Source organism: Neisseria weixii (genome assembly GCF_042658245.1).
In the GTDB taxonomy this organism is placed as follows: domain Bacteria; phylum Pseudomonadota; class Gammaproteobacteria; order Burkholderiales; family Neisseriaceae; genus Neisseria; species Neisseria weixii.
In genome coordinates this window covers 115,524-128,145 of record NZ_JBHSPY010000004.1, presented here as the reverse complement: position 1 = coordinate 128,145, position 12,622 = coordinate 115,524, and the positions used below count along the sequence as shown (strand labels likewise).

9 protein-coding genes and 4 tRNA genes are annotated in these 12,622 nt (G+C 51.7%); 1 reads left to right on the top strand and 12 read right to left on the bottom strand.

Features of this window, described 5'->3' with window-relative positions:
- Window positions 1-112: 112 nt before the first annotated feature.
- The 11 genes from ACFPVS_RS04315 to ACFPVS_RS04265 form a co-directional block, all read right to left on the bottom strand.
- Window positions 113-1,027: a DUF58 domain-containing protein gene (locus ACFPVS_RS04315; RefSeq protein ID WP_096296022.1), complete on the bottom strand. Its 915-nt coding sequence runs from the start codon at window positions 1,025-1,027 to the stop codon at window positions 113-115.
- The gene (locus tag ACFPVS_RS04310; RefSeq protein WP_096296023.1) at window positions 1,014-1,922 is read right to left on the bottom strand and encodes an AAA family ATPase; all 909 of its coding nucleotides are present in this window, start codon (window positions 1,920-1,922) and stop codon (window positions 1,014-1,016) included. The genes ACFPVS_RS04315 and ACFPVS_RS04310 overlap by 14 nt, the downstream gene beginning before the upstream one ends.
- 104 nt (window positions 1,923-2,026) lie before the next feature.
- The gene (locus ACFPVS_RS04305; protein WP_096296024.1) at window positions 2,027-2,257 is read right to left on the bottom strand and encodes a hypothetical protein; all 231 of its coding nucleotides are present in this window, start codon (window positions 2,255-2,257) and stop codon (window positions 2,027-2,029) included.
- Between the two features lie 141 nt (window positions 2,258-2,398).
- Window positions 2,399-3,841: a metalloprotease TldD gene (tldD, locus tag ACFPVS_RS04300; protein ID WP_123803615.1), complete on the bottom strand. Its 1,443-nt coding sequence runs from the start codon at window positions 3,839-3,841 to the stop codon at window positions 2,399-2,401.
- 706 nt (window positions 3,842-4,547) lie between these two features.
- Entirely contained in the window at window positions 4,548-5,429 is an 882-nt protein-coding gene (locus ACFPVS_RS04295; protein WP_378595437.1) for a cell division protein, read from the bottom strand.
- Entirely contained in the window at window positions 5,426-7,177 is a 1,752-nt protein-coding gene (locus ACFPVS_RS04290; protein ID WP_096296025.1) for a bifunctional biotin--[acetyl-CoA-carboxylase] ligase/type III pantothenate kinase, read from the bottom strand. The genes ACFPVS_RS04295 and ACFPVS_RS04290 overlap by 4 nt, the downstream gene beginning before the upstream one ends.
- Window positions 7,174-7,680 (bottom strand): adenylyltransferase/cytidyltransferase family protein, encoded by a 507-nt coding sequence (locus tag ACFPVS_RS04285; protein ID WP_096296198.1) that lies wholly within the window; start codon window positions 7,678-7,680, stop codon window positions 7,174-7,176. The genes ACFPVS_RS04290 and ACFPVS_RS04285 overlap by 4 nt, the downstream gene beginning before the upstream one ends.
- Window positions 7,681-7,849: 169 nt before the next feature.
- A tRNA-Pro gene (locus ACFPVS_RS04280) sits at window positions 7,850-7,927 on the bottom strand.
- Window positions 7,928-7,934: 7 nt separating this feature from the next.
- Window positions 7,935-8,010, bottom strand: a tRNA-His gene (locus tag ACFPVS_RS04275).
- Between the two features lie 11 nt (window positions 8,011-8,021).
- Window positions 8,022-8,098 (bottom strand) — tRNA-Arg (locus ACFPVS_RS04270).
- A gap of 28 nt (window positions 8,099-8,126) precedes the next feature.
- Window positions 8,127-8,204, bottom strand: a tRNA-Pro gene (locus ACFPVS_RS04265).
- A 259-nt stretch (window positions 8,205-8,463) separates the two neighbouring features.
- On the opposite strand from ACFPVS_RS04265, the gene folD reads away from it, so the two are divergent.
- Window positions 8,464-9,315 (top strand): bifunctional methylenetetrahydrofolate dehydrogenase/methenyltetrahydrofolate cyclohydrolase FolD, encoded by an 852-nt coding sequence (folD, locus tag ACFPVS_RS04260; RefSeq protein WP_096296026.1) that lies wholly within the window; start codon window positions 8,464-8,466, stop codon window positions 9,313-9,315.
- Between the two features lie 110 nt (window positions 9,316-9,425).
- On the opposite strand, the gene pilC is transcribed toward folD, so the two are convergent.
- Complete coding sequence (gene pilC, locus ACFPVS_RS04255; protein ID WP_096296027.1) at window positions 9,426-12,599, bottom strand: PilC family type IV pilus tip adhesin; 3,174 nt, start codon at window positions 12,597-12,599, stop codon at window positions 9,426-9,428.
- Between the last annotated feature and the right edge of the window lie 23 nt (window positions 12,600-12,622).

The following is a 12,622-nucleotide window of genomic DNA, read 5'->3' as shown; positions in this document are numbered from 1 at the left end:
CTTTCGGCATTCTTGACAACACTCAAAAATCCCAAAATGGATCTTCAAGCAAAAAAGCAAAAGTGTAAACAACGCTAGGGTTTTCTACACCTGAGACCTTTTAGTTTGTGATTTACCACAGCGCCAACGCAGTCAAACTCATCTCTCGCTGCCCTTTTTGCGGCACAATATTTTGATCGGGCAATTCCAATTCATAGCGTGCGCCGTTTCGTTCGGCTTGCAATACGCGGAAACACAACCAGCCGGCCAATGCGTCCACGCTCGCCCCTTGCGGGTAATCCCGGTAGGAAATGATGTGGCTGCTGCTGCTTTGGTCTTGCGCTTCAAAACGTTTGTCGAGCAGTTGGCCGGTTTTGGCATAGGCTTTCCAGGCGACGTGCTGCAAAGATGTGCCGTCGGCGTGCACCTGCAAATGCGACAAATCGTCGCTGCTTTGGGCAAACACGGCACGGGCTTCGCGGACTTCGTCGGCATGAAACGCAGACGGCACGTCATGCGCCACCGGTGCGGGAAAAGCCACTTTGTCGCTCAGCCCCTGCCACACCGCTTCTACCGTGCAAATCCCGAAAGGCGCGGCGCTGGTAATATGCCACTCAGGCAGAAACACATAGCCACGCAGATGCGCCTCCAGTGGCAATTCCACATTCGGTTGGCCGTCTGAAACCCGCCATTCCTGCCGGCGCTCCTGATTATCTGCCTGCACCCACAGCCAACGACGGCGCACTTTACCTTCAACCTGTAAGGTCAGCACGGTCGGGGCACCGACAAAGATTTCAGACGGCATCAGCCACACCAACCGCAACCCGAGCAATTGTTGCACATTTTGCATCGTGCCGATAACAATAAAACCAAACAGCCAAAACGCGGCCACATAAGCCAAGTTGGCCTGATAATTCAATCCCACCAGCCACAGCAAGGCCACCATTACCGCCAAGCCCAGCCCCAATCGTGTCGGACGGATGCGCAGGTTGCGCCAAGCCGCTGCTTCATCGGGCAGCACCGGCGGGTGCTGTTCAGACGGCCACATGATTAAGTAAATCGCTTAAGATTCGGGAAGAAGTCAAACCCTGCTGCACCGGTTTGACGCGGTGATTCGCCACGGCCACCCATACCGCCTTAATGTCGTCAGGCAACACATGGTTTCTGCCCTGCATAAATGCCCACGCTTTGGCCGCATTCACCACCGCCAAACCGGCGCGCGGGCTGAGTCCCATCACAAAACGGCCGGACTGGCGCGTGGCCTGCACCAAGCGGAACACATAATCCGCTGCTGCTGGCGAAAACTGCACCTTCGCCGCCGCCTGCTGCCATTGCTGTAAAGTCTGCGCGTCGCACACTGCTTGCAACTGCGTCATCAAATTACGACTGCTGCCTTGAAAATAAAGCTGCTTTTCCGCTTCCGCGGCCGGGTAGCCCATACTCAAACGCATCATAAAGCGGTCGAGCTGCGATTCGGGCAATGGAAACGTGCCGAGCTGCTCAGTCGGGTTTTGCGTGGCCATCACAATAAAGGGCTTGGGCAGCGTATAGGTTTTGCCGTCCACCGACACCTGCCGCTCTTCCATCGCTTCCAACAAAGCCGATTGCAGCTTCGGTGATGCACGGTTGATTTCGTCGGCCAGCAAAAACTCATGAAACACCGGGCCCGGATGAAACTCGAATCTGTCTTCATTCGGACGAAAAATATTCACGCCCAGCAAATCCGAGGGCAGCATGTCGTTGGTAAACTGCACGCGTTGGTAACGCAAACCCAATACTGTCGCCGCGCCTTGCGACAAAGTGGTTTTGCCCACGCCCGGTACATCTTCCAGCAGCACATGCCCACCTGCCAAAACTGCGGCCATCAATTGCTGCAAAACCAATTCTTTCCCCAAAATCAGCCGATTAAGCTGCCCTAATGCGTGTTGGATCTGTTGATTCATTATTATTTCTTCAATGGCTAATCATTCAGACGGCATTTTAACACGAAGCCCAAAGAAAAGGCCGTCTGAAACAGTTTCAGACGGCCGGTGTTTTCATTTGATGGTTATTCGTCGGCTTTGATTTCCAAGCCGCCGATCGGACCGGAATCCGGCACAATCTCTTCTTCATCCAATTTACGCGCTTCGATTTCTTCGTCAGACAACGGTTCTTCGGCATAACGTACCACGCTGTCTACTGAATCTTCAATCACCAATTCACGCTCCAGGGCTTCCATTTCGGCAGCCGAAGACACATCGAAAGTGCTGGCTTGATTGGTTGGGGTATCCGTACTCATGGTTTTCTCCTTATTCGAATGAAAATACTTTTTACAACGTGTCTTCATCGTAACAGAAAAACCGTTACCAGCCGTCTGAAAATGTATTTTTTGGTAAATATAAAGGCCGTCTGAAAAGTTTAATTTCAGACGGCCTATCACTTAAATTTCACTTCCCCCAACGGTCAGCCCCGCATCAATACGCAAGGTCGGTTGTCCTACGCCGACGGGTACGCTTTGGCCGTCTTTGCCGCACACGCCCACGCCGCTGTCGAGCGCGGTATCGTTGCCGGCCATGGAAACGTGTTTCAGCACTTCCGAACCGCTGCCGATGATGGTCGCACCTTTGACCGGATATTGCAGCTTGCCGTTTTCAACCCACCACGCTTCGGATGCGGAAAACACGAATTTGCCGCTGGTGATGTCAACTTGCCCGCCGCCGAAATTGACAGCGTAAATGCCTTTATCCACCGATGCGATGATTTCTTGCGGGTCGTAGGCGCCGTTTTCCATAAAGGTGTTGGTCATGCGCGGCATAGGGGCGGAGGCGTAACTTTCACGGCGTCCGTTGCCGGTGGCCGGTACACCCATCAGGCGCGCGTTGGTTTCGTCTTGCATGTAGCCGACCAAAATACCGTCTTCGATCAACACGGTGCGGCGGGTTTCGTTGCCTTCGTCGTCGATATTCAACGAGCCTCGGCGCTCGGCAATGTCGCCTTGGTCAACTACGGTTACGCCTTTGGCTGCTACTTGGTCACCGATGCGGCCGGTAAACACGCTGGTTTCTTTGCGGTTAAAATCGCCTTCCAAGCCATGACCGACGGCTTCGTGCAACAACACGCCCGGCCAACCGTTGCCCAAAACCACGGTCATTTCACCGGCAGGTGCAGGACGCGATTCGAGATTGGTCAGAGCTTGTTTCACGGCGGAATCAACAAACTTTTGCACCAATTGTTCATCAAAACAAGCCAAATCGTAACGGCCGCCGCCCCCCGAACCGCCCTGCTCGCGACGGTCGCCCTGCTTAGCAATCACGCTCACATTCAGACGCACCATGGGGCGGATGTCGGCGGCGTGTTTGCCGTCTAAACGCGCGAGATAAATCATGTCGTGTTCGCAGGTCAAACCCGCCATCACTTGCACAATACGCGGATCGGCAGCCTTGGCTAAGGCTTCGACTTTGTTCAACAAAGCTACTTTGGCTGCCGAATCCAAACTGGCAATCGGGTCAATCACGGCATGGACGGGTTTGCCGTACACCGCGCCAGGCACTTTAATGCTTTGCCCGCTCCCCGCCGCCCCAATTACGCGCACGGCTTGGGCTGATCGGTTAATCGAATCGATGTTGAGACTGTCGGCATAGGCAAAGGCTGTTTTATCGCCCGATACGGCACGCACGCCAACGCCTTGGTCAATCTGAAAACTGCCCGATTTCACCATGCCTTCTTCCAAATGCCAGCTTTCATAGGCCGTGCGCTGACAGTAAATATCGGCATAATCGACATGATGCGCGCCGATTAGGCTCAGGCTTTTGGCCAACAATTCTGGTGAAAGTTGATTGGCTTCAAGCAAATCACGTTGTACTTGAAAATAGGTTTGCTGCATGGTTTTCAGACGGCCTTTTCAGAAAAGTTTAATCAAAAGAGTGGTGTGGAATTATACGGTATTTGCACAGGCTTGGGCATGTTGATTGTTTGCTGCTATGTCTGTTTTTATGTTTGAATATCTGAGACACAAAATTTTATTTCTATATAATTCAATTATTTAATAAAAAATTTCCTAGCAAACACACTTTGTTATTGATAATAGTTATTATTATAGTATAATAAAACTCACTCGGCAGCGTCCTGCACCGAGCCATTAAACGACAGAATGAACCCTTATTAATTTTTCCTTAAACTTTGTTCGTCGGCCAATCTCCCTTGCCGATGTCTTTACGGAGTGTGCGTATACGACATATTGACTGTTCCCTTTATCAGATACTCAAAACCGAAAACAGCAAACCCGTTGTCTGGACAACGGGTTTGCTGTTTGATAAGTACATGAAATAAAAAGGCCGGAGCCTTCGCAAAACCTCATGAACCATCAATAAAAAACTAAACAGCCGTCATTTCCGCAAAGGCGGAATCGGGATCCATCTTAAAATTTCAGAAACTTATTTTATTCAATAGTTTGCCATGTTCAAACATGGATTCCCGCCTGCGCGGGAATGACGTCGATTCTTGGTGCCGTGGCTTTTCAGGGAGTTTTGCAAAAGTCCCAAGCCGTCTGAAAACCTCACACATTTTTCAGACGGCCTTGCATTATTTAACTAACGACAGGCTCTCACATTAAGATTACCGTAGCGCCCTACCACATTGCGGATATCTTGTGCATCACGTTCGTTAACCGCCATAAAGGTTACGGTCATGCGCGAGACGCTCAAAGTGCCGTTAGGTGTGCTACCTTTTTCTTCCTGTTCCCAAATACGCGCGCCACCGAAACCGGCACCGGCCAAGCGTGAAATCAGGATTTGTGCAGAAGAACGGCTGCGGGCCACACCGACGCTGATTTCACCGTTGTACACCACACCGGTAAAGCCTTTGCTGTTTAAGTTTTCCAGCTGCGTCACGGCATCGCCGTCGGACGGCAGCAACACGCGGAAGGTTTTATTCACCGCATTTTCGCCTTTTTTGGCCGAACGTTTTTCCACGCTGCGGCTGGCGGCATGCGGCCAACGGGTCAACAGGCCTTTGATGCGATGATAATCGTCTTCATCCATGGAAACGCTGGCGGTAGCAACGCATTGACGCGATGAGTTATCACCCTGTTCGACATTGGCCTGCATTGCCAGTTGAGAATCTGCACCTTTTTGCTGCGCTTCTTTTTCACGCTTGGCTTTTTCTTCACGTGCCTTTTTCTCTTTAGCCAGCTTTTCTTCCCGCTCTTTTTGTTTGCGTGCGGCAATGGCTTCTTCCGATTCAGGCTCCGGAATATCGGCATTGTTTTCCGGCACGCTAACCCACTCCGGCGCGCTGTTTTCAGACGGCGCAACAGGTTGCGGCTCCAAAGAAGCCGGACGTGCCAATTCGTGTGTTCCGCCTTCCAGCGGCGCCTTGGCTGCCTCAGGCTGTTTTTCTGTCATGCGGTGCGCCACCATTCCCCCGAATACGATGATATTAAGCGCGACCAACACAGCGAATAACCATTTCATTTTTGTTCTATCCAGTTGAGTAAGCCGTAAATGACGAGATTATCTACAATTTTGACTGTATTGTCCAAAACAAAAGCTTCCGGTAAGGCCTGCACTACTTTGGCCGCACCGCCACCGGTGATGATGACGTCAACTTTTTTTTCCGAGCCGGCTTTTTGTTTCAGACGGCCGTGCATCATTATCAGTGCACCGCACACCGCATCCATCATGCCGCTGGCCAAAGCATTGGATGTGGTCGTCGGGAAAGGATAGACCTTACCGATAGGGCGGTTGAGATTGGCGGTTTTCAGCGCCATCGCTTCTTTCATGAGATGAAAGCCGGGCATAATCGTGCCGCCGAGATAGTGATTGTCGTCAGTCAGCGCATCGGTGGTGACTGCTGTGCCGCAGCTTACCACCACGCAGGCGTTTTGACTGAAACGGCGGCTGCCCAAGGCATTGAACCAACGGTCGGAACCATGTTCAGCCGGATTGCGGTAATGATTGCGCACACCCAAGGCCTGCACCATTGACGGCAGCCATTCGATCGACCGGGACAATTGCTCCGCGACCAAGGCTTTTTTGGTTTCGCCACACACTGCGCATCCCACCACTTTCACCAGGCCGTCTGAACGCTCGCGCCATTCTTCACCCAAGCGGCTCAAATCGCGGTAAGGCGCGCGGCTCACTTCGCTGAACGCGCCGTTTTCCACCCATGCCCATTTCAGTTGGCTGTTGCCACCGTCAAGCAGCAGATAGCGTTCGTTGCGCACAATGGTTTGCGGCAGCGGATTATCATTCGGCCGCAAACTGATTTCGCCACTGACGATGGTTTTTTCACCTGTGTCGGTAGCCAAACGCAACGCGCCCTGCTCGTTTACACCCGATACCGTACCTTCATACACCGCCACGCCGTCCCGCAACAATATGACAGAACGGTTGTGGTCGCGGTTAGCGGCCTGATATTCGCCCAACATTGTATTGAAACCGCTTTGCGCAAAGGCTTCGAACGCCCTGTTTAATTCAGCCAGCAAGGCGCTCATCAATTGGTTAACCGTCGCACCGCGCTGTGAGGCTGTCTGAAACAAAGCCTGTACCGAAGCGGCGTTTTCTACTTCTTTGGGCAACACAAAGTTCACACCGATACCGACCACTGCAACCGTTTGCCCGCCGTTTCGCACGGTTTCGATGAGAATGCCGCCGAGCTTATCTCGCCCGACCACCAAATCATTCGGCCATTTGATTTCCGTGTTCAATCCTAATTTTGCCAAAGCACGGTGACAGGCCAACGCCGCAACCAAGGCCAACGCACTTAATTCGTGCTGCGGCTTCTCAAATGCCCAGCCGAAACTGAACATCAAGCATTCACCCAAACGATGCTGCCAACTGCGCCCCTGACGCCCGCGTCCTTTACTTTGAAAATGCGCCACACACAAAGCTTTGTGTGCTTTTTGTGCCGATTCGCGCGCCAAAGCCAATATTTCATCATTGCTGGAAACGCATTCGTGCTTTAAGGCCGTCTGAAAACCATAAACCTGTGCCAAACGTTGCAAAGCTTCGGCTTCAAACACCGCCAAACGCCGTACCAGTCGCCATTGCCCGTCGTGTTGGCGCAACAAACCGCGAATATGCGGCGGCATTTGCTGCCAAAATCCGTTGAGTTGTTGCGGCTTCACACCGGCCAAACGGCTCAATTGCGACACATGCTGCCGCAAGCCGTCTGAAAGCGCCGCCAATACCTGCCAATGCTGAGGCTTCATGCTGCTCATTTACCGGCTACCTCTGCGGCACGGATTTTCGCCAGTGTTTGCGTGGTGGACGTTTGGTGCAAAAACGGAATCGAATACACCTTGCCGCCACGCGCCAACGTTTCTTGCGAACCGACGATTTTGTCTACCGTCCAATCCCCGCCTTTAACCAAAATATCCGGCTTAACCAACTCAATCAAAGCAGCCGGCATATCGTCATCAAACCACGTCACCACGTCTACGCTGGCCAACGCTGCCGCTACCGCCGCACGATTTTCTAAAGGATTAATCGGGCGGTCGTCACCCTTGCCTTGACGGCGCACGGAACCATCAGTGTTTAAGGCCAAAATCATGGCCGCACCGGTTGCGCGTGCCTGCGCTAAATAGGTAACATGGCCGCGGTGCAAAATATCAAAACAGCCGTTGGTAAACACCAGCGGGCGCGGCAAAGCAGCCAAGCGTTCGACAAGCGCCTCAGGCGGGCAGATTTTTTGCTCAAAATCAGGTAAAGGCCATTCGGACATAATGCATTCCATCGTTTCATTCAGATTAAGGCTATAATACCGAAGCGCCGTGAAAAGGCAAAGCAAAAGGCCGTCTGAAAAGCTTTCAGACGGCCTTTTACGTGTGCTTTTGTGAATTTAATGTGACAAATAAAAAAACCTGCCTTTTAAAGGCAGGTTTTTTTATTTTTGGTCGGGGCGGTGGGATTCGAACTCACGACCCTCTGCTCCCAAAGCAGATGCGCTAACCAGGCTGCGCTACGCCCCGATATAGATGGGGTGGCTAATGGGGCTCGAACCCACGACAACCGGAATCACAATCCGGGGCTCTACCAACTGAGCTATAGCCACCGTAAACTTTTTGGCACGCCCGACAGGAATCGAACCTGTAACCCCCGACTTAGAAGGTCGGTGCTCTATCCGGTTGAGCTACGGGCGCTCATGCCGTTACGTGCTGAAAACTGGTGTGGTCGGGGCGGTGGGATTCGAACTCACGACCCTCTGCTCCCAAAGCAGATGCGCTAACCAGGCTGCGCTACGCCCCGACTGGAAGTGTCAGACTATACTGATTTTCGAAAATAACGTCAACCTTTACGGTTAACATTTTTTTAAAATTTCATTTATCTGATTATTTTTATTTAAAATTTAATTCCTGTCACCATTATTTTACCTCCTGTAAATATTCAGGCCGTCTGAAAAATAATCACCATAAAATTGAAGATAAATAATGCAAAAAGGGGCTTAAAAATGAGATAATTACCCGATTTTCCATTTTATCCCTTCCCTGGCAACGAGAGAGTAAACATGACTGCTCAATTAATTAACGGTAAAGAAGTTTCCCAACAGCGCTTGGCGGCAGTCGCCCAAGCAGTCGGACAACGCACAGCAGCCGGCTTGCGTACACCTTGTCTGGCCGTAGTTTTGGTCGGCGACGACCCCGCCAGCGCGGTTTATGTGCGCAACAAAAAAACTGCCTGTCAAAAATCAGGCATTGCTTCTTTATCTTACGAATTACCTGCCGAAGCCGCGCAAGACCAATTACTGAAACTGGTGGACGAATTAAACGCTAATCCTGAAGTGGACGGCATTTTGGTGCAACTGCCTTTGCCGAAACACATCGACAGCCAAGCTGTATTGGAGCGCATTTTGCCGCATAAAGACGTAGACGGCTTCCACCCTTACAACGTCGGCCGTTTAGCCGTAAAAATGCCGCTGATGCGCCCGTGTACTCCTAAAGGCGTGATGACGCTTCTTGAATCCTATCGCATTAATCCAAAAGGAAAAAAAGCCGTGATTGTCGGTGCATCCAACATCGTCGGCAGACCGCAGGCTTTGGAATTGCTGCTGGCACGCGCAACCGTTACCGTCTGCCACAGCGCAACGGAAAACCTGGCCGACGAAGTGGCACAAGCCGATATTTTGGTGGTGGGCGTGGGCATTCCGAACTTTGTCAAAGGCGAATGGGTAAAACCGGGTGCCGTAGTAATTGACGTGGGTATCAACCGTCTGGAAGACGGCAGCTTGTGCGGCGATGTGGAATTTGATGTCGCAAAAGAACGTGCAGCCATGATTACCCCTGTACCCGGCGGCGTCGGCCCTATGACGATTGCCACTCTTTTGGAAAACACCTTACACGCCGCTCAATTGCATGATTAAAGGTTGAACCACCACTCTCAATTTTCAATAAGCGCTTCATCACATTAAAAAGCCGTCTGAAAAATTTTTGCAAACCTTTCAGACGGCCTTTCAGTTATTGCTACTTTAATTTAGAAGAAGATTTCACGCCATGACAGACGGCGGATACCGCAGATTCGGCCGTCGACATCAAAGCTACTTCCTTTATTCGTCAACAACACACGGACTGCTTCCCGGCTGAAACATTTATTGTTCGGCACTTCAGTATCCGCGGCTTTCAACGGCTGATCGGTACCGGAACCGCCGCTGTCACCGTCACGCGTTACAGGCGAATCATTCCGCTTGGTCGAATCCATAAACGTGAAGCTGATAATGCCCGGCTGGCGCAAGCCTGCGTAAGAATAATCCTTGCCGGCCTGATTATCTTTAATAAACCGTACATAACCGCTGCGCTTGTCCGGCTGCCCGCCCGTTTCGGCATTGACGCCCAAAAGCATGGTCGAGCTGGCCGTAGCTGTTTCTGTCGTTTCAGGAATACACGGATCCCCGTTATTCGAGACTTTAGTAGTCTCGGTTTTATATTTTCGCGCCGTAATTACAGCGGTACGCAAAATCATTGTCGGCTTGACCACTACGCGCTCGCCGCCTGCGGACAAATCAATTTTCCAGCCTTTTTTACCTTCCGGCATCTTATTGCTGCTTAAGGTATAGGCATCGGTTTCGATCGTTTTCGCTTTATCCTCAGGATCGGGAATGCTGACCTTGCCGGAACTTAAAGTCTGCAACAACAAGTCAGCAGAATTTGCAGCAACAGCTTCGGCATTCAAATCGTCAAAAATACCGTAAACAGCCTGTTGGTCGGTATTATTGCGGTCATCTTGGTAAATATCGCTTCCCGTACCGAAAATCACTACATATTTATTGCGGGAACGGCGGGATACGGCAGGTGCGGCAGTAACCGGCTGCTTGGCATCGCCGGCATAAATGCGTGCAACTTTCCAATCGGCCGGTTTTTCCCCGCGCAAATCAAAGCGGTACATATTGCCGCCGTAATCGCCCGCATAGGCCGCATCAACCACGCCGTCAAAGTCGGTATCGACCAAAGTTGGAGCGGACAAGCCGCCTATGCCGTCTGAAACTTCGATTTTGCGGATCAACGAACCTGCCGCCGTACCGCCTGTTTTGCCGCTGTCGGCCTCCTGACCCAACATATCGTAAACATACAGCGCGGTTTCATTAGTTTTGCCTTCAACCTCGCCTTTTACGCGGTAGCCGCTGGACAAAAAGCCTGCGTAGCGTACATTTTCAGTCAGACTGACAGCACCGTCCGGACGCGCAACCGAGATACGGCCGATTTGCGGCGTGCCGACGGTATAACCCAATGTATTGCCTGCACCTTTTGCAGTTTCAAACAGCGGAACGCTGTACAAAACAGAAGTACCGTCCAAGCCTACCTTCGAATTATCAGAACGATCCACGCCGCCAATGTTCAGCGCATATGCACCACGGCCGCCCTGACCCATCGCGCCGAACAGGAAAGAACGTTGGCCGGTTTTGCTACTGTCGGAAGATTTGGCAGTGCGGCGCACGACGATACCGCCGTTGACCATATAGCGGTGCGGAATTTCCTTTCCGTATTTCTCATGCGCCACATCTTTCAGGTATTTGCCCATTGTTGTAGCATTGCCTGCATCGTCGTCGCGATCCATACCCGCCGGAATATAGCTGATTTTCAAATCATACGGATTCGTGCTGCTATTTTGACTGCGGAAAAGATGAACCATGCCGTCGTTGGCCGCCGTTACCAAAAATTCGTTACGGCCGTTGACTTGATCGCCGACGGTATGCAGCGAACTGTCGAGAATATCGCCCAAATTCCGGCGCACTGTTTCGCGCACGCGGTAAGGCTGGCTGTAGTTATTGGCAATGGCGGTATTTTTCAAACTATTGTCGTCGCCGCGTCGCGCCGTCCATTCCAACAGTACTTTTTTCCACTCCAACTGATCGGCCGGCGTACCGCCGCCGATACCGAAATCGGTATTGGTTTTGTCTTTATCCGTGAGACTGCCGATAAAATAATTTTTTTGTCCGTCGTTCAGAATGGTTTGGCGGTTACCAAACGAAGGTTCTCCGAATACTGCGGTATTGACCGAGCCGTTGGGATTGATTTGGTAAAATTTCAGACGGCTGCTCCAAGTACCGCTGTCAACCTCCACCACGCCTGCCGATGTCGACTGGCCGGGATTGGTAAGTGCGGGCGCAGTGCTGCCGGCACCCTCTATGGCAACCGGTGCATTGTCGGCTTCAATGTTGGCAAAGATTTTACTGAAGGCGCTGACCAAACCATCTGAATCAGTCGCATTAAAATACCCCCCGTTCAAAGAAGTCGCCGCACCGTGCTCCAAGTACGTCTTGCCGCGCTCACTGATTCCGCTGCCGAAGCCGACGGTAAAGGTTTCAATCAACTGCTTTTCATACCGGCTTTTGCCGCTGCTGTCTTTAGGGTCGGCGGCATCGCCATTCCAGCTTTTACCGGCTTTATCCAACCCCAAGGTTTTAAAATCCTTGGCAAGCAATTTATGGCTGAAAAAGCGCAAACCATTATTCTGATCCCAAAAAGTATCATAAGGCCCTCCCTGATCACGCGCACAATATCCTGCCTCCTGCGGCAGCCCGAAATAACCCTCATCATCCTCATCTTTCGGATAAGCGAAAGGGGTATGTGGCACATAAAGCGCACGGTCAGATTCGAAATCCGGAGCGCGGTTTACCCGCGAATTCCAGTCGCAACTCAAGTTGGCATCACCGTCGGACATCAGGACAATATAGTTTTTCTGACAACGGTACTGCGTTTGCCCGCGCATCAGCTTGGATACCTCGTAATAGCGGCGCGTGGTCGGCGTACCGCCTTTAGCCACCAAACGGCCGACATGCTGTTTGACCGTTTCGTGATTATCGGTATATCCGCTCATATCGGACGAGTTGTTCAGCGTTTGAAATCCCCAGTTGACCGAATCGGTATATTTGTCCAATACGGCATTAAGTGCGCTTTTGGTAACTTGCAAACGGCTGCGCCCCGCATCCGGAACCCGCTCCCTCATACTGCCCGAATCGTCAATCAGCAACATCACGTTCGGCTTAACGGCCACGCTGCTGCTTTTTCTCTCGTTCTGCAGATACAAAGGCACATCGGCAAACTGCTTATTTGCCGCCGCATCCGCAGCACCCAGCAACGCCAATGCAGACAATACGCAGCGGCTGATGATACGCTGCTTGATCAAAATCGGTTTATCGTTTGTTTTCATAATGTGTCGGCCTTATGAACGAT